Source organism: Microcoleus sp. AT3-D2 (assembly GCF_036705715.1).
Classification (GTDB): Bacteria; Cyanobacteriota; Cyanobacteriia; order Cyanobacteriales; family Microcoleaceae; genus Microcoleus.
The window spans coordinates 69,414-91,617 of record NZ_JAUBVE010000002.1; the positions used below are offsets into that span (position 1 = coordinate 69,414).

At 45.1% G+C, this 22,204-nt stretch carries 18 protein-coding genes; 11 read left to right on the top strand and 7 right to left on the bottom strand.

Annotation, left to right across the window (positions count from 1 at the left end):
* Window positions 1–499: 499 nt before the first annotated feature.
* Window positions 500–643 (bottom strand): hypothetical protein, encoded by a 144-nt coding sequence (locus QUB44_RS31055; protein ID WP_445299858.1) that lies wholly within the window; start codon window positions 641–643, stop codon window positions 500–502.
* Window positions 644–1,793: 1,150 nt separating this feature from the next.
* Here QUB44_RS31055 and QUB44_RS01795 point away from each other — a divergent pair.
* Complete coding sequence (locus QUB44_RS01795) at window positions 1,794–4,940, top strand: ABC transporter transmembrane domain-containing protein (protein WP_333362364.1); 3,147 nt, start codon at window positions 1,794–1,796, stop codon at window positions 4,938–4,940.
* A gap of 159 nt (window positions 4,941–5,099) precedes the next feature.
* Here the strand turns inward: QUB44_RS01795 and QUB44_RS01800 are convergent, their stop codons facing one another.
* On the bottom strand, window positions 5,100–5,252 hold the full coding sequence (locus QUB44_RS01800; protein ID WP_333362367.1) for a hypothetical protein: 153 nt from the start codon (window positions 5,250–5,252) through the stop codon (window positions 5,100–5,102).
* Here QUB44_RS01800 and QUB44_RS01805 point away from each other — a divergent pair.
* From QUB44_RS01805 to QUB44_RS01835, 7 genes are all read left to right on the top strand, one after another.
* The gene (locus QUB44_RS01805) at window positions 5,252–7,054 is read left to right on the top strand and encodes an HlyD family efflux transporter periplasmic adaptor subunit (protein WP_333362370.1); all 1,803 of its coding nucleotides are present in this window, start codon (window positions 5,252–5,254) and stop codon (window positions 7,052–7,054) included. The two genes, QUB44_RS01800 and QUB44_RS01805, sit on opposite strands and share 1 nt — an antisense overlap.
* A gap of 59 nt (window positions 7,055–7,113) precedes the next feature.
* On the top strand, window positions 7,114–7,569 hold the full coding sequence (locus tag QUB44_RS01810) for a HetP family heterocyst commitment protein (RefSeq protein ID WP_333362373.1): 456 nt from the start codon (window positions 7,114–7,116) through the stop codon (window positions 7,567–7,569).
* Between the two features lie 597 nt (window positions 7,570–8,166).
* On the top strand, window positions 8,167–8,427 hold the full coding sequence (locus QUB44_RS01815) for a hypothetical protein (RefSeq protein WP_333362376.1): 261 nt from the start codon (window positions 8,167–8,169) through the stop codon (window positions 8,425–8,427).
* A 106-nt stretch (window positions 8,428–8,533) separates the two neighbouring features.
* Window positions 8,534–8,794, top strand: coding sequence for a hypothetical protein (locus tag QUB44_RS01820; RefSeq protein WP_333362378.1), 261 nt, complete (start codon window positions 8,534–8,536; stop codon window positions 8,792–8,794).
* A gap of 128 nt (window positions 8,795–8,922) precedes the next feature.
* A complete protein-coding gene (locus QUB44_RS01825; RefSeq protein ID WP_333362381.1) occupies window positions 8,923–9,171 on the top strand; it encodes a hypothetical protein in 249 nt (82 codons plus the stop codon).
* A 140-nt stretch (window positions 9,172–9,311) separates the two neighbouring features.
* Window positions 9,312–11,027: a hypothetical protein gene (locus QUB44_RS01830; protein ID WP_333362384.1), complete on the top strand. Its 1,716-nt coding sequence runs from the start codon at window positions 9,312–9,314 to the stop codon at window positions 11,025–11,027.
* 85 nt (window positions 11,028–11,112) lie between these two features.
* The gene (locus QUB44_RS01835) at window positions 11,113–11,910 is read left to right on the top strand and encodes a peptidylprolyl isomerase (protein ID WP_333362386.1); all 798 of its coding nucleotides are present in this window, start codon (window positions 11,113–11,115) and stop codon (window positions 11,908–11,910) included.
* Window positions 11,911–12,036: 126 nt separating this feature from the next.
* Here QUB44_RS01835 and QUB44_RS01840 read toward each other — a convergent pair whose 3' ends face one another.
* Genes QUB44_RS01840 through recQ form a run of 3 tightly spaced genes read right to left on the bottom strand, consistent with a single transcriptional unit; the run spans window position 12,037 to window position 16,080 of the window.
* Window positions 12,037–12,723 (bottom strand): hypothetical protein, encoded by a 687-nt coding sequence (locus QUB44_RS01840; protein WP_333362388.1) that lies wholly within the window; start codon window positions 12,721–12,723, stop codon window positions 12,037–12,039.
* Window positions 12,720–13,838: an AAA family ATPase gene (locus QUB44_RS01845; RefSeq protein ID WP_333362391.1), complete on the bottom strand. Its 1,119-nt coding sequence runs from the start codon at window positions 13,836–13,838 to the stop codon at window positions 12,720–12,722. Before QUB44_RS01845 ends, QUB44_RS01840 begins: the two co-directional genes overlap by 4 nt.
* 46 nt (window positions 13,839–13,884) lie before the next feature.
* Window positions 13,885–16,080, bottom strand: a complete 2,196-nt coding sequence (recQ, locus tag QUB44_RS01850; RefSeq protein ID WP_333362394.1) for a DNA helicase RecQ — start codon at window positions 16,078–16,080, stop codon at window positions 13,885–13,887.
* 97 nt (window positions 16,081–16,177) lie between these two features.
* Between recQ and QUB44_RS01855 the strand changes: the two genes are divergently transcribed.
* Complete coding sequence (locus QUB44_RS01855) at window positions 16,178–16,462, top strand: DUF427 domain-containing protein (RefSeq protein ID WP_190738299.1); 285 nt, start codon at window positions 16,178–16,180, stop codon at window positions 16,460–16,462.
* Between the two features lie 68 nt (window positions 16,463–16,530).
* Here QUB44_RS01855 and QUB44_RS01860 read toward each other — a convergent pair whose 3' ends face one another.
* Entirely contained in the window at window positions 16,531–17,196 is a 666-nt protein-coding gene (locus QUB44_RS01860) for an L-threonylcarbamoyladenylate synthase (RefSeq protein WP_333158276.1), read from the bottom strand.
* Window positions 17,197–17,271: 75 nt separating this feature from the next.
* On the opposite strand from QUB44_RS01860, the gene larC reads away from it, so the two are divergent.
* Together larC and QUB44_RS01870 are read left to right on the top strand one after the other, a co-directional pair.
* Entirely contained in the window at window positions 17,272–18,681 is a 1,410-nt protein-coding gene (gene larC / locus QUB44_RS01865; RefSeq protein WP_333362397.1) for a nickel pincer cofactor biosynthesis protein LarC, read from the top strand.
* Between the two features lie 301 nt (window positions 18,682–18,982).
* Complete coding sequence (locus QUB44_RS01870; RefSeq protein WP_333362400.1) at window positions 18,983–19,546, top strand: Uma2 family endonuclease; 564 nt, start codon at window positions 18,983–18,985, stop codon at window positions 19,544–19,546.
* Window positions 19,547–19,747: 201 nt separating this feature from the next.
* On the opposite strand, the gene QUB44_RS01875 is transcribed toward QUB44_RS01870, so the two are convergent.
* The gene (locus QUB44_RS01875; RefSeq protein WP_333362403.1) at window positions 19,748–22,099 is read right to left on the bottom strand and encodes an alkaline phosphatase PhoX; all 2,352 of its coding nucleotides are present in this window, start codon (window positions 22,097–22,099) and stop codon (window positions 19,748–19,750) included.
* Window positions 22,100–22,204 lie beyond the last annotated feature (105 nt).

The following is a 22,204-nucleotide window of genomic DNA, read 5'->3' on the forward strand; positions in this document are numbered from 1 at the left end:
AGCCGCTGTAAAAAAGGCGAGAAAAGGAAGGGTTATCCCAAATTCAAAAAGCATTGTCGCTCTGTAGAGTACAATGTGTCAGGCTGTAAACTAAGCTGTTGCACATTTAAACAGTGATACAAGCATTACCCTTGTTTTTGATTTTTTGCTACATTTAATTATTAATAGTCCTTCTTTTAAGAGACGATGCCATAAAGACTCTAGCTCTTCAATTGATGTAAATAACCTATTAGCACTATATTCTTTGGTCGAAGGCCATACTAATTCAATTAAGTTATAGTCGGGTCTGTATTCGGGAAGAAATTATAAATAAATATTAGGCATTTCTGTTTCATTTTTTTTCAGGTACTCTTCTTTCTTATGAAAACTAGCATGATCAAGAACAATCACTATTTTTGCTTTTTTTTAGCCACTTATGAGGCTTGATTACCTGTTTCTACCTAGCTATTTATAAAAAAAATGAGCATTTGATAAAAATCATGTGCATTACCTTTCTTGATTAACTATACCCACTTTTTTCATCTAAATACCTCACTCCTCCTATTACATTAACTCTTCCCTTTCTTCTGTATCCTCTGACATTTTTTCGGCTGCCTTTTTTACACCATTTCTCTTTTTTTGTGACTCTTAAACTAAATCCAATATCGTCCCAAAACCAGGCATATAATCTTTCTAGAGTTAATTTTTATATTTTCAAATATTCGGATAATTTTATTTGAAAAGCTGTTCTTGTTTCGGGATTGGTCTGGGAATCTAGGCTAGACTTTGCCCAAAGGTAAACATACTTTTTTTCTTTAATATCCTCCGAACTTTTCCTCCAATTAATTTTATTCCTGTGGATTTCTCTAAGTATATTGCTAATCTCTGCGCTGTCCATCTGACAAAATCATCTCCTAATTCTTGAGAGTCTCTCTCTATGGTTGTTAATAATATTTCTATCAATCCCGATTTCAACAGTATCGGTAATTGAAAATACAAAGACTTGCGACTGCCCGTCGGCATGACAATAATCATATCCCGTTTTTGTAAAGCAGCTTCGACAATTTCCTGAGTTGGTTGTTGGATTATACACTATTCCATGCTTTTGGACAACAAATACACTGAGTACGATCGCACAAAATTCGTTAAGCAGAGAAACTGATACTTTTAATCGGGGTTTAGACCGATAGTGATGGGTATCGATAGTGATGGGTTTGGACCCTCACAGAAGTCACCCCCAAATAGAAGGCCGTTATCAACAGCAGAATTTTCCACTTTACTTTAATTCGTTACATACCCAGATTAGATGGTCAATTAATTGCTTGAATTGCTGCTACAAATTAACAGCAATCAATATTTCTTTACAATGTTCGGAATCTGGACTTCACAAACAAGCGTCAAAAATTGATGGTTTTTGAATCCTGAATGTCAATTTCTGTGTGTATATACGTATACCGGACACAACAACTGGAGCGCTCAGCTTCACAGAATCTTCACAAATATCCGTATAATTACCGTAGTATTATAAAGATTACGTAAAGATTGCCCTTAAAGGTAGCCAAAACCACGATTCTGTAAGTTAAACTGAGAGCCAGCCAAAACCACACTTACGTAATCACCACACAATCCTGAAAAAACGCAATTTTATATATCCTAAAGGTGTTGAAGGGAGGCCGTAACTAAGGGGTGTTAGTCGGACATATCGACAAACAGTTGTTAAGCCAACTAGGTTGCAACTAAACCAATAAAAATTGCTCATAACCGGGTTAGTTGTCATTCAAAAAACTTGAAACAATTTTTTTACAGGGTAAGTTATGAAAAAAATTTTAGGGGTTAAAAATCCCATTTTTAAAACCCAAGAAGCCTTGGAAAATTTCCCGGCTATTCAGAAAATTTTCGAGGAAGTCGGTGCAGGATCGACATTAGTGGCGAAATTAAATACAGCCTGTGAAATTTGCGAGTTTCAGCTCGGAGATGAAATCACTCAATATCAAACATCAGATAGTAACAATTTCCTTGAAAAAGAACAGAACGATCGCCATTTTTATTTAGTTTGCGAGGGAAGAGTCAGGCTGCTAGCGGTAGAAGCGTCTCACCAGCAGGAGATTTCGGCGGTGGTACTGGAAGTCGGAGCAATATTTGGGACAGATGACCGATTTATTGACAGCGGACTGCCTTACAGGGCAATTGCGGCTGGCACTTGCCAAATCGGTCGAATTGCAGCCACCACAATGCAGCTTATTTTAGAGGAATTCCCGCAACTGCAACAGCACTTGCAGCAAGAATTTCAAGAGCGACAGCGGTTAATATTTTTCAAGACACAAACAGATTTGCGATCGCTCGCTCCCCACCAACAACAGCTTCTGTGGCCCCACTTACTTCCTTACACAGAAGAAAGCCGAATTCCTGCCGGAGTTTCCCTCGCGGGTCACTGTCAAAAAAACTCCAACAATCATTTTTGGCTCCGCAGCGGTCAAATTCAAGGTCAAGCACCGCCAATTATCGGCAGTAACTGGGAAAATTCAGACGTAAAAAGCAACTGGATAGCCGTAACAGACCTGCTAATTTACCAGCTTAGCAGCGAACAGTGGGAAATCGCCAAATCCACAATTAGTTCCGAAAGCAATTCCCGCCCTAAAATCATCCGCAAACCTCCAATTTTAAGCTTAGTAGCGCCGCCAAAAGATGCCAGCTCTACCTCAAAAACCGAGCCATCAAAATTAACCGCAGTTGCTCAGCAAAAACCCCCAGCCGGAATCATCAGCTTTCCCAAACCCAAGCATCGGCGCTGGTTGAGCAACAGACACCCATTCATTCAACAACAGAGCGCAGCAGATTGTGGAGCTACTTGCTTAGCCATGATTAGCGAATATTGGGGTAAAAAATTCAGCCTAAATTACTTGCGCGACTTGGCAGAAATCGGCCGCAGCGGCGCGTCGCTCAAGAGTCTGGCAAAAGCAGCGGAAAGGATGGGATTTCAAACCCGTCCCGTGCGAGCTTCTTTAACTCCGCTGCGAAATCAAAATCCCTGGATTGCTCACTGGCAAGGCAATCACTACGTGGCAGTTTACCGCTTTAAAAATCAACAGGTTTTAGTGGCTGATCCGGCTGCGGGCAAGCGGTGGATGAGCATTAAAAGTTTTACCGAAAATTGGACGGGGTACGCCCTAATTTTAGACCCGACAGCGGAACTATACCGCAATCACACTGCCGAACATCAAGGCATCAAACTTAAAAATTTTGTTGGCATAGTCTGGCCCTACCGCGCTGCGATCGCCCAAATTCTGCTCCTCTCCTTGTTCATCCAAATATTTGGTCTAGTTACTCCCCTATTTACCCAAGTAATTCTCGACCAAGTAGTTGTTAGCAAAAGCGTAGTAACGCTGCACGTTTTTGCAATCGGACTGCTGCTATTTAGTATTTGGCGAACGCTGTTGGGTGCAACGAGACAGTATTTGCTGGATTATTTGTCGAACCGCATTGACCTGACTTTAATTAGCGGCTTTATCAGTCACACTCTCAGTTTGCCGATCAAGTTTTTTGAATCTCGTCAGGTGGGCGATATCTTGACGCGGGTTCAGGAAAATCAAAAAATTCAGGCATTTTTGACTCGCCAAGCTATTACGGCTTGGTTGGATGCTTTGATGGCTGTAGTTTACATCGGACTGATGGTTTACTATAACTGGCGTCTGGCGTTGTTGGTGCTGGCGTTGATTCCACCGATCGTGATTTTGACTTTAGTCGCAACTCCATTTCTGCGAAAAGTCTCCCGGGAGGTTTTTACCGAAAGTGCCAAGCAAAATTCATCTTTGGTGGAAATGATTACTGGGGTGGCGACGGTTAAGGCAACTGCTGCTGAGCGAGAAATGCGCTGGCGCTGGGAAGACCAATTAACCTGCATGATTAATGCTAAATTTCGCGGGCAGAAGTTGGCGAATTCTTTGCAGGTGATCGGGGGTGGGATTAATACTTTGGGGAGTACGGCTTTGCTATGGTACGGGGCAATGCTGGTGATTCAAGACGAGTTGACGATCGGTCAATTTGTGGCTTTTAATATGATGATTGGGAACGTGATTTCTCCTGTGCTGTCTGTAGTGGGACTTTGGGATGAGTTTCAAGAAGTGCTCGTTTCGATCGAGCGTTTGGATGATGTATTCTCGGCCAAACCTGAAGAAAGCCCTTACAAGCCAATGCTGGTGCTGCCTCGCATTCAGGGAAACGTCAAGTTTGACAATGTTTCTTTCCGCTATTCTCAGGATGAGGAACGTAATACGCTGCAAAATCTTTCCTTTGAGGTGCAAGCTGGAGAAACTGTGGCAATTGTCGGCCGCAGCGGTTCCGGTAAGAGCACTTTGGTAAAGCTGCTGCAAGGTTTCTATTATCCAGAAAAGGGGCGGCTGACAATTGACGGCCACGATATTCGGCACATTTCTTTGCAGTCGCTGCGAGTTCAGTTGGGTGTTGTTCCTCAAGATTGTTTCTTGTTTTCGGGAACGATTTTGGAAAATATTACGCTGTATAAAAACGGAAATGATGCTGCTTCTGCAAGCTTGGAACAGGCGATAGAAGTGGCGAAGCTAGCAGAAGCTCATGCTTTTATTCAAGATATGCCACTGGGTTATCAAACTCCTGTGGGGGAAAGGGGAACGAGTTTGTCTGGGGGCCAGCGACAACGAATTGCGATCGCCCGCGCTCTTTTGGGCGATCCCCGGATTTTGGTTTTGGATGAAGCAACTTCTTCGCTGGATACCGAATCTGAGCGCAGGTTTCAGCAAAATCTCGCCCGCATTAGTCGCGATCGCACTGCGTTTATTATCGCTCATCGGTTGTCTACGGTGCGTAATGCCGATCGCATTTTGGTTCTAGAGAAAGGCATTTTAGCCGAACAAGGCAACCACGACGAATTGATGGCTGAACGCGGACTTTACTATCACCTCGCTCAGCAACAACTCGATATTTAAGTCATTGGTCATTAGTCATTAGTCATTAGTCATTAGTCATTAGTCATTGGTCATTAGTCATTAGTCATTGGTCATTAGCAACACAAGGCTAAAGATAATTTTCATATCAGGTTCGATCGATTAACCATAATATCCGGGTCGGGCGGGTTTTTAAGATTGTCAATTATTGGCAGGTATTGTTGGTGAACCCGCCCCTACAAAAATCGCGATCGCTCGACCGGACATGATATCACTTACTTCTGACTCCTGACTGATAGCTCCTAACAACTCCCAACTGCCAACAGTCAACCGACTAATTTGGAGGAAAGACAATGTTTTCAGAAGATGCCAAAGAATTAGGCCACGCTCCTAACGAAATAGGCGAAGTTTATGGGGGCGTAGCTTCTCGGCAAGAAAACGAAACCCGAAAAAAAGACCGATCTTTAGAAGTTGTCGAATCTCAAAATCGCTCATCTCAAACTAATGACGGTATCAGTATTGCCAAGTTACGACAGCCTGATGCTAATAATTGGTCTACTTCTTTGCACTCGGTACTCGACCAGCCGCCAGTATCTTTTCCGCAGCGGTTGATATTAGGAGGAATGGTTTTTTCCGTAGCTTTTGGAGCGTGGGCAACTTTGGGAAAAATTGACGAGGTTGGTCATGCTCAGGGTAAATTAGTTCCCAAAGGCGCTGTTTACAAAATTCACCCGACGGAGACGGGAAAAATTATTAACCTCGCTATCAAAGAAGGTCAAAAAATCAAAGCTGGACAATTATTGGCCGAATTAGACCCGTCGAATGCCCAGAGCGAGGTGGAGCGTCTTGATAAAATTCTGGACGCTTATCGAATTCAATTGGTGCAAGAGATGAGTTCGATCGAGAGAACTCGACTGGAAGTTGAAGCGAGCCAAGCTATTGCTGCTGCAGACCAGCGGGGGGCTGAAGCTGCGATCGCCCGTGCTCGCGCTTCAGCCGCCACCACGCAGTCTCAAATCGAGCAATTGCAAGCAGATTTAGTGTCTCAGCAAGCGCGCAAGCAACAGCTCAAACCTCTGGAAAAGAATGTGCAAGACTTGCTCTCGCAACTGAAAACAGATATTAACTCCCAGGAAGGGCGGCGCGATCAGGTGAAACCATTGCAACGCAAGACTCAAGAATTGCTGGCCGGGTTGCAAGCAAAAGTGACTGCTCACAAAGAGCGGATCGCGCGTCTCAAACCTTTGGTAGATGAAGGAGCACTGTCAAAAGACGTATTGTTTCAAGCTGAGGAAGCTCTGCGAGAAAGTGAAAATGCGGTGATTAGAAGCCAGTTGGGGGAGACAACTCAGGCTGACGATCGCGCCTTTGAAGTCGAGCAAACCGTTCGCGACAGGCAAAGTGCTGCCATCAGGAGTCAACTGTCTGATGCAACTGTGGTTAAGGAAAGGCTGTTTGAAGTCGAGCAAAATTTGCGCGATCGAACTAGCGCCATTTCTAGAGCCCAAGGTGAATTAGCCCAACAACTGGCAGAAGTCGATCGACTGCAAGCCGAAGCCGCCAGCAAACAAGCCGCAGCGCGCCAAACGCAGTTAGAAAAAGAGCAAAAAATTCAGCAGTTGGAAATGCAATTAAATCAAGTCAAATCCAAAATTGCCGAAACCCAAACCCTGCTCGCTCAAGCAAAAAATCAGCTCAAACAAAGATTTCTTTACGCACCCGTCAGCGGAGTGATTTCCGCGCTCAACATTCACAACACCGGCGAAGTAGTTCAACCGGGTCAAACTATTGCAGAAATGACTCCGAATCATGCTCCTCTGGTGCTGGAAGTGAATTTGCCGAACCGAGAAGCGGGATTTGTCAAAACCGGAATGCCGGTGCAAGTCAAATTCGATGCTTTTCCTTATCAAAATTACGGCGTGATTCCGGGAAAAGTTTTATCTATTTCGCCGGATGCCAAAACAGACGAGCGATTGGGTGTTTTTTACCGGGTGGAAGTGAGTATGGATCGAGACTCAGTGAAAGCCAAAAATCAAACCTGGAAACTCAAAGCTGGCCAAACAGCTACTGCGGAAATTGTCATCCGCCAGCGCAGCATAGCCGACATTTTGCTTGACCCTCTCAAGCAGTTACAAAAAGGCGGCATGAGTTTGTAGAACTTAGTTAAGTGGTTGTTGTCCTTTGTCACTCTCTATACACAAAACAGGATAAAATAATGACTTCCCAATTTCACCATTCTGTCAATAATTCTCAAGTTGGAATCAAACCCGAACAACTGGATGAGATAATTTCAGCCATCCTGGCAGGAAAGTATTCTTGGGCTTGTTTTTTACTTTTGCGGTGCACGGGTTACAACCCCCTCGACTATATCCCTTACCGTACTTCCAACCGCTTGCTTAAGGAAAACAGTCAAACGAGGAAATCGGAAACTCAGCCGGTGCGGAGCAAAATTGCGGATTTAGATTATGTGGAAGTGGTGAGGGAAAAACGAGCCGGAGTTCGAGGGGGTGATGCAATTCAGATCCGTAGCGAGTTGCACTCAGATACTGCTGGTTTTGTAGCTGAAGTCGGCTGCCCAGCTTCACCTATCTCGGCGCCGGGGGTTGAGGTTCACAATCAAGGATTTTTTGCTGGATTTAAGACGCGCTGGTTTAATTGGGCGGGTAAGTAAATTAGTCGGTTGACCGACAACCCGATTGCAGGCGTTGGGTGTACCAATTTTTTGGTTTACTCACCGCGGGCGATCGGGTTTTTGAGTATCGAACATCCGCACTTCCGATAAATCTGCCAAAATGGCAACACTCTGTGGCGATCGTACCTAATACTTTGTTAAGTAGGTCAACCTAAAAAAACGGAATACCCAGATACCCGACTTCTTAAAGAAGTCGGGTATCTAAGATAATAACCTTTTACGTTGATTCAATCTCAAATCTCAAATCTCAAATCTCAAATCGGTTGACCTGTAATTCCTGCGGTTTAGCCGGGGCAGTCTTTATCTATACAAGTTATCAATTGAGCTAAATACTACAATCTTCCAGTCTCGTTAATAAACTATAAAACGAGGCTGATTTTTGTATTTCAAAATACCTCGATTTTCTGTAGCTTTTGGACAAATAATTTACAAATATTCATGAAGTTAAATTTACATTTTAATTTTCACAAATCTGCCAAATTGGCAACACAGCTCTAATTAGTCCAGATATATTAGGTACATCGAAAGCAAACAAGATTGCTTCGAGCAAGCACTTAACCAACAAGGGAAAAAACCATGATTATCTCTGACCTGAACCATGTCGAAGTTGTTTCCGAAGCAACCAGAATCGAAGGCGGTTTCACAGAATTTGATTTGATTGTCGGCCTAGTTTCATTCGGTTCATTCACTGCTGGCGTAGCAATTGGCAACATAGCAGTAGCCGATGCTGGTGCCGGTGCGATCGGTTATGGCTCATTTACCAAGGCCGCTACCAACACATTTACGACTCCGGTATCGAGTTCCTCCGGTGCATTTTCCGTATCGGTTTCCGATTAGGAATCAGTCGCCCGTTGCTAGTAGAATAAGTCCGAAATGCTGGCAGCCACTATAATTACACAGTTTTTCAGTCAAAACCAACCTGCAATATCAAAGGAAAAAACCCATGATTATCTCAGACCTGAACCATGTCGAAGTCGTTTCCGAAGCAACCAGAATCGAAGGTGGTTTTACTGAATTTGATTTGATTGTCGGCCTAGTTTCATTCGGTTCATTCACTGCTGGCGTAGCAATTGGCAACATAGCAGTAGCCGATGCTGGTGCCGGTGCGATCGGTTATGGCTCATTTACCAAGGCTGCTACCAGCACATTTACGACTCCGGTATCGAGTTCATCCGGTGCATTTTCCGTATCGGTTTCCGATTAGGAATTCTGTCGCCCGCTGCTAGTATAATTAAGTCCGCACTACTGGCAGCGGAACGATAAAATTACACATTTTTCAAGTCAAACATACAGGCGTATCCAAGAATAATAATCAGATAAAGGTAAAAATCAATGAGAATTGAGGATTTGACATATTTGGATAAATTTTCTGACGAAGGCAATATTGTTGGCGGTTTTGCTTCAGTCGATATCAGTGTTTTTAGCTCCGCGATCGGTGCATTCACCTCAACTGCTGCTAATTCTCAGTCTTGGGCAGTATCTTCGCCTTACGGTGGTTCTCTAGCGGTTGGTTACGGTCAGGTATTTGCGATCGCCTACACTCCAGGGTCATTTCCCAATTTCCCCAAAAATATTCCGTGAATAATAGAAATTAAATAATTTTTATTATCTCGATAGGGGAATGAAATCACAATAAAAATGTATAGCTCCATTGCTTTGACCCAGAGCAATCTTCAGTTGATTTATCCAGCTTAAAACAAATTTTAAGGAGATTAACAGCGATGCCTCAATTAGACGCATCTGCTCCTCCTACCCTAACGGTCGGTAGCAGCAGTCCAAGTGGCTCTAGCTTGTTAGCGGGTGGAACTGGTGCAAGTAGTAGTGAACTTACTAACTATTCAGCATCTTCAGAATCAGCCCCAACAGCTAACAGTTCTAATATTTATACTCCCAGCGAGGCTTCAGGAGGCAGCAGCAGTTCTGCCCAATCCACTTCATCCACTTCGGAGAGCGGCGCAGGCAGTACCAGCAGCGCAACAGCTACTACTCCTACAGAAACCAGTACCAGCACTCAGACAGCCTACGTTGCGGGGGCTACCTCTAGCAGCGGCAGCGCAGAAGCTTCCACTTCTTCCACTGCTCCTCCTACATCGAGCGCGACAGCAACGGTACCAGCAGCGCCAGCGCCCGCACCAGCGCCAGCGCCCGTACCAGCGCCAGCGCCAGCGCCAACACCAGCGCCCGCCCCTGAACCTGCACCAGCGCCCGCGCCAGCGCCAACACCAGCGCCTGCACCAGCGCCAACACCAGCGCCTGCACCAGCGCCAACACCAGCGCCAACACCAGCGCCAACACCAGCGCCAGCGCCCACACCAGCGCCCGCACCAGCACCAGCACCAGCACCAGCGCCTTCAGAGAGTAGCAGTTCGAGCGAAACGAGCTCGATCGCCAATAATCAAGGCGTTACTAACAACAGCAGCGCGACAGTAACTTCCCCCGCAGGCAGTAGCACTAGCACTCAGACAGGCTATACTCCGGGAGCTCCTTCTGGCAGTGCAGAAGCAACCGCTGCTACAGGCGCTCCACCAACAACTAACATCACAACACCAGCGCCAACACCAGCGCCAACACCAGCGCCCGCACCAGCGCCAACACCAGTGGCTGAACCAGCACCAACACCAGCGCCCGCACCAGCGCCAACACCGCCAACACCGCCAACACCGCCAACACCGCCAACACCCTCAAATAATGAGGATGCGATCGGTACGGGTAGTGGTGACAGCAGCGCGATCACTTCTAATCCCACAAATAACAGTAACAGCAATAATTCGATCGCACTTCCCGGTAACAATGCCAACAGCAATGCTGAAACAACCCCGCCTCCAGAAATGATTGCCCCAGAAAACTATCCTGGCGCATTAACTATCACCTACGACAGCAACGGCGACGGATATTGGCTCGGCACCAACGAGAGCGATGTGATTACTGGCGATAGCGGGAGCGATCGAATTTTTGCAGGAAGCGGCGACGATATTGTCACAGGTAACAAAGGTGATGATGCGATCGATGGAGGCGATGGAAACGACACTTTGCGGGGAGGGAAAGGTCAAGATTTGCTGATTGGCGGCAACGGCGACGATTTTCTTTGTGGCGACTTCGGCACCGATACATTGATTGGAGGTAGTGGCGCTGATACCTTTGCCTTTAGACCCGAAACAGCTAGTGCAGCAGCTAATCCATTGTTAGCAGATCGAGTCGTTGATTTCAATCCCGCTGAAGGCGATCGAATTGGGCTGATAGGGGGACTTTCGGTATCAGACTTGACACTCGTCGCGTTTGATACGGATGGTGACGGTACGACAGACGCGACGAGTGTCAAGTTTAGTTCAAATAATGGCGATCGAATTTTAGCTGTTGTTTTGGGAACAGTTAACGCAGCGGGTGCAACAACTTTGAGCAATGCTGATTTTATTAGTTTGCCAAATGACATCTTGTAGCTAACCGTTAACCGTTAACCCCAACTACCCCGCAGGAAGTGTCGGGGGATGAGCTTAATAAAGTTATATAGGTGGAGAGAGAAAGATGAAGGACTTTTACGGGCCATTGATTGAAGCAAGTGAAATCATCGAACAACTCAGACAAGAGCAGCAAATAAAGACATTTAGTCAAAAGGTTTTGCAGAAAAAAGTTATTGAGAAAGCAGCCCGGGAGCGGGGGTTAACGGTGACTCCCGAAGAAATTCAAGCTGTGGGCGACCAACTCCGCCGCGAAAAGCGTTTGGAGAAAGCGGCGGATACGATTGCTTGGCTGGTCGATCAGATGATTTCGGTAGAAGATTTAGAAGCCGGAATTTGCGATCGGCTCCTCAGCCAAAAACTAGCCGAACACTTGTTCAGCAAAGAAGTAGAAAAGATTTTCGTTCAAAACAAATTGCAATTTGACCAAATAATTCTTTATCAAATAGTTGTTGCAAACCCCCAGCTTGCTCAGGAACTATTTTATCAAATTCAAGAAGGAGAAATCAGCTTTTTTGATGCTGCTCATCTTTACGACATTGACGAAAATAGCCGGCATTTATGCGGTTGCAAAGGCAAGGTTTATCGGTGGGGTTTAAAACCAGACATAGCCGTCGCCGTATTTAGCGCTCAACCCGGAGAAGTGATTCGTCCAATTGAAACAGAGCGAGGATATCACTTGTTCCTGGTTGAAAAGTTTCTCCCGGCGGAATTAACCCCTGAACGGTATCAAGAAATATTGCACAATCTGTTTAAGGAATGGTTGGCTAACGAAGTCAACTATTTATTGTACAATCAATCGGATAATTTACTCAGCGCGGGCGGGCCAGACGCCCATCTCCCAACAGGAAAGATGCCTATCTAACACGTAGGGTACGCACGGAGTACAGAGAGGCCTAAGTGGTTTGACGGGCTACTTGTAGCGCTAAGGTGTGGTGTGCATGGATCCCCACATATAGAGGTTCTACGTAAGTCCTATAATTGTTGCCGTTTAATTTGGCAATTTGGATTTAACTATATTACAAAAATCGATGAAATGTCGAAAAGTAGTAAGTTGTTCTGGCTGAACTTGAATTCTTGCCAATAGCTGTTCCAAATAAAATGCTTTGAGTACATCTCCAGGTCGTTTTTTAGAATACGTAATATTTTTAGCTTCAAATAACGCTCTCAAATAAGCTCCGTGAAACTGAGCATGAGTATTAAACTCTTGATATCTGCCCATGTTTTCGGGACAGTTAACTGAAACATCATAATATCTAGTATAATCTAATAAAGGTTTGTCTTGAGGATTTTTAGAATAAATCTTTCGATTGCCCAGCAGCCAACTTTCCAAGCATCGATTCTGAAATATCAGCACAAGTTTTGCATTGTTTAATTTCAATTTTTGCTGACTTAAAAACTCATCAATTTCAGTTTCGAGATCAGAAATAGTATTTTCCTCTGCGTCGAGACACACTACAAAATAGCTGTATTTTCCGTTTGAGTTAATTTCGGCGATCGCAGGCGGGATATAATTGTATAATGAAGGATATCCTTCGCCACTAATCAGGTAATAATTTTTTTCATTCACATCATCGCAATTGTCAACTCGCTGCAATTCCGGTAAAAGATAAGCCAGCCAAGCAGGATAAACTTTTTTCTCCGATTGTGTTCCTTCAACTAAAAAATACAGATTCATTCAATTTTGATTCCTTCGCTATATTCTTCAAGATTAATCAGTTGCATAAAAGCTTGATGCCGAGATTTTCCCAAGTTCAAATCTTTAGCATCTATCACAGTCACAACCCCACCTTTGCGAGTGACTATTTTCCAGTTTTCCATCCCAATATTATTGATTATGTAAGGATGATGGCTGGTAAGAATGAATTGAATATTTCTATTCTCCACAATCAAATCTGTCACCACATCGATACAGTTAATCCCCAAGCTATTTTCAAATTCATCAATCAGGATTACCGTGCCTTCGGGCGACAAGTACAGTTCGCTAATATGAATGAGAGTTTTCAACATTCCTGAAGAAATATTATTTTGGAAAATCCAATTATTGACACCTTTTTCTTTGATTTGAATGGGAAAACTAATAAATGATGATTCCTCATCTTGTACTGGTTCTATTTTTATGTCTTCCACTTGAGGAAAAGCTTGTATAAATATGCCTTTTATTTTATGAAAAATATCTGAAAAAATGCGACAAATAAAAGCTAATTTTATCTGGATAGGCATATCGCTTTCCTTAATATCATCTAATAAAACATCACTTTTTTGTATCCTTGATATCATTGTATAGTTTATATCGTAATAATCTATTGAACTAGAATTATTGCTAGTTATTTTATTAAAAGCCTGGTGAACAGGTGAAATATCTTCTTCTTGATTTAAAATTTCAACTACGCTTTGGAACGGAGACAATTTGGGCGTGGTCTTGCCTTTAAATATAATTGCATTAGGTGTTCTTTGTACAACTGCATTTCCCTCTCTGAATAAATTTTCACTAACTATTCTAAATTCATTAGTTTCGCCGTCATCATTAAGAATGAAGGGCAGATTTTCTTTTGTTTCAAATTCGCCTTGCCAGCGGTACTCGACATTATTTAATGTCGCAAACGTAATGTCCCACCCTAAACCATTTAATGAACCACCATTAGCTATCTGTTGTAAACTAAAAATTCCTTTTAAAATTTGTGTTTTGCCGACACCGGAGACACCAACTAATAAAGCCAAGTTGGAAAAATATATCGGTTCAAAACGCCACTCTCGTAAATTATCCCAAAAAGCTACTTTTTTAATTTTCATTTCTCCCTCCTATCAATCATCAGCGTTAATCAAGATACATCTGCGGTTAAAAACCCACATAATTTTGCCGCCACCAAGCCCGCACAAACTTAATCTCCTCAAACGTATAACGTTCTTCCAAAAAATCATAAATTGCTCTCAGTTTCTCATCCCCCATAACTTCAATTGCGTACACTATCGCCTGCTGGCGTTCCGATTCTACCAATAAATTTATATCAACTTCCCTGCCCATTTCCATCAATTCTATCAGATGTCCAGAAATAGTATTAGGACTCATACCCCGCGCATTGGCTATTCCTTGAACTGTCAAACCTTGTCGGTATAATTCCCAGGTTTGCATCTGCGAATAAGACGCAACGTTGGAAAGATGGGGAAGATTAGCGACATCAGAAGATGCAGCACCACTTGGCAATCCTTGTTCTTGGCAAAAAGTGCGAATTGCCTCCAAAAAAACTTTACCGTACTTATTTCGCTTGTTGCTACCAACTCCGTAAACTTCCTCGAATTCGGTGAGATTTTGGGGGCGTTTTTCTGCCATATCTCGCAAGCTTTTATCGGCAAAAACTACGTAAGGTGGCACAAATTGTTCGTCGGCAATTTGCTTGCGTAGCGTCCGCAGTACCGTAAATAAACCTTCTACTTCTACTGCCAAAGAACGAACCTTCCCCTGTACTTCCCGTTGGGGTTCAATGGCGATTTCAACTGTGCGCTGACGTTTCATAATTTCCCAACTTTTTTCATTCAGTTTCAAAATGGGAAAGCCGTCTGTTTTTTCGTCTAAAAAACCTTGATTTAACAGCGAACGACTCAATTTTTTCCACTCCTCTGCACTTCTATCTTTGCCAATTCCGTAAGTAGAAAGTTGGTTGTGCTGGTATTGCAATATTTTTTGATTTTTTGAACCGCGCAGCACATCAATAATGTGATTCATGCCGAATTTTTCTTGGCATCGGGCGACGCAAGAAAGAAATTTCATTGCCTCAATCGTCCAATCTTCTACTGGTTTTTGGTTGCAACAGTTATCGCAAGTACCGCAGTTTCCGGGGAATGAATCACCAAAATAACTTAACTGGATTGTGCGACGGCACTCGGTGGATTCTGCATAGTTGATTACTCGACGCAACTGTTGGCGGGCAATTCGTTGTTCTTGTGGGTCAGGTTTTTGCTCGATGATGTAGTCGATCATTTTGACATCGCCGTAGCCGAAAAATAAGCTGCAATGGGCGGGTTCGTTGTCTCGGCCTGCGCGGCCGGATTCTTGATAGTATCCTTCGAGATTTTTTGGTAAGTCGTAGTGAATTACAAACCTCACGTCGGGTTTGTTAATGCCCATACCGAAGGCTATTGTGGCTACCATTACTTGCACGTCGTCGCGAATGAAGCGGGTTTGATTGGTTGCGCGATCGACATCGTTCATGCCAGCGTGGTATGGTAAGGCTTGGATGCCACTTTGTTGCAATTTATAGGCAACTTCATCAACTTTTTTGCGGCTGAGGCAATAGATAATTCCCGAACCACCTTTTTTTTGGATGATTTGCAAAACTTCGGCAAAACTGTGTTTGGTTTTGGGGCGAACTTCGTAGTATAAATTGGGGCGGTTGAAGCTGGCGACGTGGATGTAAGGATTTCGCAGAGTTAGCTGCTGGATGATGTCTTGGCGGACGCGCTCGGTGGCGGTGGCGGTTAGTCCCATAATGGGAATGTCGGGATATCGATCGCGCACTCGTTGCATTTGCCTGTATTCTGGTCGAAAGTCGTGTCCCCATTCCGAAACGCAGTGGGCTTCGTCGATCGCAAATGCCGAAATTCCTAATTTATTTGCTACTATATCTAAAAACGGTAAAAATCTCTCACCGAGCAAGCGTTCGGGTGCAACATAAAGCAATTTAATCTTACCTTCGAGAATTGCCGTTTCACGCGATCGGGTTTCCTGAGAACTCAAAGTGCTGTTGAGAAAAGTCGCCCCAATTCCATTATCCTGCAAAGCTTCCACTTGGTCTTGCATCAGAGCAATTAACGGCGAAACAACCACCGTCAATCCCGGTTTCAACAGTGCCGGTAATTGAAAACACAAAGACTTGCCACCGCCCGTCGGCATGACAATCATCATATCCCGTTTTTGTAAAGCAGCTTCGACAATTTCCTGCTGCCCCGGACGGAAAGAGTCATAGCCAAAAAAATGTTTAAGAGCTTGTTCCAGGGACAGTGGCACAGAAGATATTGGCGGATGAGACGCTGACATTTGCAGTAGTTGGTTGTTGGCTTCTCAACTATTCTATGCCTTTTGAGGACAAATACAGTTACAATAATTGAGAATCTCAATTTAAGCAGAAAAACTGATGCCGAAAGCAATTTGGAATGGTGCCGTTTTGGCGGAGAGCGACAAGTGTGAAATTGTAGACAATAACTATTATTTCCCCGCCGATGCCATCAACCGTGAGTATTTCAAGGACAGCAGCACTCACACTACTTGCGGTTGGAAAGGTGTTGCTAGTTACTACAGTGTCGAAGTCGGCGGACAAGTTAATAAAGATGCTGCTTGGTACTATCCAACTCCGAAAGATGCTGCTAAAAATATTGCAGGATATATTGCTTTTTGGAAAGGAGTTAAGGTAGAGGCTTAAAGCAATTTTGAGTTAAAAAATGGGGCGGAGTTTTTGCAATTTTTGCGCTTAACCCGCCCCTTAAAATTTTAATCCTTTTCCCAAGCTGCGACAGCTTCCGAACCCAAACCACGACGAACAACAATCGGTTCGCTTGCTGTCAAGTCGAGAATAGTAGAAACTTGATATCCTGGATCGGAACCGTCATCGACAATGACATCCACTAACTTGGACAAACAGTCAAAAAGTTCAGCTTTGCCAAAGCTTTCTGCTTTGGCTGCAGGCACTGGTGCTGCACCTTCATCATCAGTGGTAATGTGAGCGGATGTTGAAATAATCGGATTTCCCAAAGCTTCCAACAGTGTAAAACAAAGCGGGTGGTCGGGAACTCGAATTCCCGTGGTTTTGCGTTTTGGGGTCATTACCAACCGTGGCACTAACTTGGTAGCTGGCAGCAGAAATGTGTAAGGCCCAGGTATTAACCGCTTGATAATTCTGTATGCTTCATCGCTGACGGCTGCATAGTCGGCGATATTTGACAGAGAGGAACACAAGAACGTTAAAGGCTTATCATTGGATAGTTGCTTGATCTTCCTGACTCGTTCTACTGCAGACTTGGAGTTGATATCGCAGCCGATCGCGTAAACTGTATCTGTCGGATAAAGCATCACTGCCCCATCTTTCAGAGCTTTTTTAATTTTCTCGATCCGGTCTCTTTGGGGTGCAACTGGATGCACTTCGTAAATAGTTGCCATGTTAAGATATTGCAGGCTAAGTGGGCGATCGAAATATCGAGTGAAACAATCAATGCTAAAAATTAATTGTTAACAATGAATAAAATAGCTTATTTTGACTGTCCAACCGGCATTGCTGGCGATATGTGCATCGGAGCTCTCATCCACGCCGGCGTTCCTTTAGACTACCTAATCGAAAATCTCAATTTGCTCGGCATTTCGACAGAGTACCAGTTGCGGACGGAATTAGTCCACCGGAATACTCAACAAGCAACTAAATTTTATGTCGATTTAGCTGCGGATTTGTCGTTAAAACCCAAAAATCCCGCTACCGAACTCGATCCCTCGGAAACGGAATCCCCTACTTTTGACGCCCGCGGCCACCATCATCACGGGGAAGAACATTCTCACAGTCACGGGGAAGAAGATGCCGAAATTAGCCACACTCATCATCGCCACTTGCCCGAAATTGAGCAAATCATCGTCTCTGCAAAATTGCCTCCGCGTGTGGAAGCTTGGAGTTTAGCCGTATTTGGCAAACTAGCAGAGGCAGAAGGTGCCGTACACGGTATCCCCGCAAGCGAGGTTCACTTTCACGAGGTGGGGGCGACGGATGCAATTATTGATATTGTCGCTACTTGTTTGGGTTTGGATTGGTTGGATATTCAGGAGTTTTACTTTTCGGCGATGCCGACTGGTGGCGGTACGGTGAAGGCTGCACACGGCCGATTAGCGGTGCCGACGCCGGCGGTGATGCGGTTGTGGGAAACGCACCGCGTGCCGGTTTATAGCAATGGGATCGATCGCGAATTGTGCACTCCTACGGGAACTGCGATCGCCTGTACTCTCGCCTCTGCTTTCGGCCCGCCACCGTCGATGCAAGTTCAGGCGATCGGTTTGGGTGCAGGTTCTCGAAACCTGGCAATTCCTAATATTTTGCGCCTCTGGATTGGGGAGAAGTCTGAAGGGGAGAGGGGGAGAGTGGGAGAGTGGGAGAGTGGGAGAAAGACGGCTACTAATTCCCCATTCCCGATGCCCAATGCCCAATGCCCAATGCCCAATTCCATAGAAACTATTACGGTACTGGAAACGCAAATTGATGATTTGACTCCGCAGGCGATCGGCTATGTTTTTGATGCTTTGTTTGCCGCCGGAGCTCTGGATGTTTTTACTGCCCCAATTGTGATGAAAAAGTCGCGGCTGGGGGTTTTGTTAACTGCGATTTGTCATCCAGAATTTGAGGATGCTTGCGAAGCTGTGATCTTTCGCGAGACTACTACTTTGGGAATTAGGCGATCGACTCAACAGAGAACTATTTTGCACCGGGAAATCCAGATAGTTCAAACAGAATACGGCGAAGTGCAAATAAAAGTTGCGAAGTCTGGACAAACGATTGTTAACGTGCAGCCGGAATACGAAGATTGCGCGGAAATTGCCCGACTTAAAAATATTAGTTGGCGAGAAGTTCACCGCTTGGCGCTGCAAAGTTGGTACGATCGAAGTTAATCAATTCCAGTGACTTACATGAGGAATTAGTCCCTGACGGGCTGACAACCCGTCAGACCCAGGAGGCTTGAGGAATATCTAAATCAGAGGAATCAAAGCCTCTGATATCCGTTTTGAGATGGCGAGATAAATTCAGCTTTTCCGTCTATTCAGATGTAGTTTAGTTTTTGGCTACTTAAACTAATATTTAAGCACACTAAGTACGGAAACCCCAAGAGTACCAGTCCCCATCACTCGGGGCAACCGCAGCAACCTTTTTCTTCAAGCTATTATAGAAACATACTTCATTCCCGATCGCATTATGGTTGCCTTACCCGATCGCCTATCGATGAGCGCAGAAGAATACCTGGCTTGGGAACCCACCCAAGAAGAACGCTACGAGTATTGGGATGGCGAAGTCGTCGCGATAAGCGGTCAAACCCGCAATCACAATCGAATTACCATAAACTTTTTCAAGCTATTAGATGATAGCCTTGATCTCCCCTACGAAATTTACATTATAGATGTAAAACTTCAAGTGCAACCAGGAAAAAAGTATTTTTATCCTGATGTTGTAGTAACTTGCGACGATCGCGATAACGATCCGCAATTAGTTCAATTTCCTTCCTTAATTATCGAAGTTTTATCGCCTTCCACAGAAGCAGCCGATCGCGGCCTTAAATTTGCTAAATACCGCCAATTCTTAACACTGCAAGAGTATGTCTTGGTGCAAGTTGAACAGCCCGGAGTAGAGATATTTCGGCGCAATCAACAGGGGCAATGGGTTCTCTCCGAGTATGGTTTGGGCGATTCCTTGCAACTAGAATCGGTGAACCTAGAAATTGCGATCGCCGATTTATATCGCCAAGTACAATTATCTGAATAATTTCGCTTTCAAGGGATTTGATATTAATTATTCTAGCAATTTTTTTAATTATTTGAACGAACCGCGAAGACGAGAAGAGCGCGAATAAAGAACAGTATCTTCTTCTTTCTCCTTATTCGCGTCCGCGTGCCTCGCGGTTCATTTAATCTTACTCCAGATTCGTAAAAACCCGGTTTCTGGGTCCCGATGCGTAAGTCCTATTTAAACAAACTGACCCGTTGGAGTCGATCGCACCAGACGAATTCCAATCACCGACGGCATAGGCGAACGACGCCGATCGTTCTCAATATTACTCGGCCACAAACTGCCGCGAGACACACTCCGAGTCTGATTGAAAACAGCACCGTTCAAATCCAACATTTCAATTTGCCGACTCAGTACAGTACCATCATCGATCGGGCAATCTTCTCCAGGATGCTGCACCGAAAGCAACAGCGTATCTCCCACAAAAGTCGGCCCCGTCATTTCGCACCGATTCGGCCCGTAAGCAAACGGAATTACAGTTCCTGCATTCGGCCCAGAAGTGGGAATATAAAACAGCCAATTGTTGCCAAAAACACCAGTCAAATCTGACACATTTCCAGTCTTGTTGTGGTCGATCGTCGTTGGCTTTGCAGTCGCACCGACATCAAAACCGTTGTGCGTGCTCGTAGACATATCAGTGACGGCCCAAATATTGCCTTGAGCGTCAAAATCCAAATTGTCTGCACTAGCAAATCCCGCCCCAGCTACCGCACCGGCTTCTCCACCCTGAGCCAAACGCTGCCAGCGGAACGTCAAACCTGCACCATCAGGACTGTCTTCAATTATCTTATACAGTCCTCCCGACTGCTGGGTGCTGTTGATGGCGCTACTGTATTTAGCAACAGTAAAAATGCGAGAATCTGGATAGCCGTCGCTTCCCGGTGCGGCGTCAGTATAGGCAATAAAAACTTCCTTAGTAGTAGGATTAACTTCCAAATCTTCCGGCCGCGCCGTCGGAGTGCCACCAATTAAATTAGCAGCTAAGAAAGCATCAACTAAAACCGCACCTTGGCTGCTGTAGAAATTAGCCAGAGTTTTATTTTGGTAGCCCGGAAGTGCTGTTTCTTCATTGGTTGTATCTACTACAAAAGAACCGCCGTCTTCGGTTTGACCAGCAATTCCGGCGCGTTTGGGGAAGCGAGTAGCGGCATCTCTTTGAGCTTTGCCAAAACTTGCTAATTCCGCCTCGCCAACTTTAGAAGGACGGACTGGATTTGTCTGGCTATTTATAGTTAGTGGCAGCCATCTTCCAGTACCGTTGCGGTTGTATTGGGCAACGTACAAAACCCCATCTTCAAACAATCGGCTGTTGGTTTTATCTGCGGGATTTGTGACAGTACCGTTGCTGACAAATTTCCAGGTGTGTCCGCCGCGCCGATCGTCCCCCATGTACACTACTAATGTGCGGCCGGCTTCGGCGCGAATCGCGACGTTTTCGTGGCGGAAGCGGCCCAACCATGTGTGCTTCCGGGGGCGGAAACTTGGATCTTGAGGATCGACTTCTACCATCCAGCCGTATTTTTCGCCGACTAAGCCGAATTCCTCACCCGTAGTACCCTTGGCGTAGCCAGTTTGGCCGCCGTTGGGTTTGATGTTTTCCTGAACTCCCACGAAGAATAGTTCGCTACCTTGAAAGTTTTCTTCGGCGGAGAGGATTGTGCCCCAAGGGGTTGTGCCGCCGGAACAGTTGTAGGCTGTGCCGATGATCCGGTTTTCGAGTCCGTCGCTGTTGACTTGGGCGAAGACTTGGGTAGCTGCAGGGCCCGTGCCCGTGAGGTATTCGTTATCGCCTTGTCTGGTTCCCCAGGAGGTGACATCTTTGTATTTGTCGGTACGCTGGCTGTTGATTGCGAGGCCGGAAAGTCCGTGGATACGGCGGTTGAGGGAGTCGCCGGCGATCGCCCCAAATCTGCCGTTGGCTTGTTTGGTGATGCGGACGATCGAACCACCCATATTGTAAAGAAATTCGCCAAGGGTAGCCTGATTTTTTACAGATAAGTCTATACCGAGGACGGCGCGATCCGTTGCTGGGAATGATGCCAAATCTGACGGGGTATCGGGTGCCAGTTTCGACATCGGGAAGGATACGTACTCGTGGTTAACCCAGAGATAACCGTCGTCATTGCTGCCACCAAGGCCTACAAAGCTGGTGTAGTCGGAGTTGTAGCCGAAATAGTCTGCCGGATTGGGAAAAACTCGATCGCCCCAGCGGACAATCACATAACGTTCGTATTCCGGCGGCACAACCACATCGTCAACAACGCTGTAACTCGTTAATTTAGTATCCTGCGAGGCAGCCATCACGGTTCCCTGTCCGTTTAAGCCCGTCGGCATAAAGCTGGACAATTCTTGATAAATCGGCAGCGGGTGGGGAAGTCTTAACGGAGTGAAAGATAGCGGGCCTACCACCGATTCCGCCGAGGTGGAATTGATGCCGAATAGTTTTTGAGTTAGTTGAGGGGCAAGCACAGTGGTAGCTGCACTGCTGCCGAAGAAAATTAGCAGTTGTCGGCGAGTTATTTTAGACATAAATTCCTTATTCAACCCAACATCCCTAATCAGATGATTCCGTATGAAACTCTATCACTGTTAAATTAAGGAGAGTTAACCTGAAGGTTAATTAAAGTGGAATTA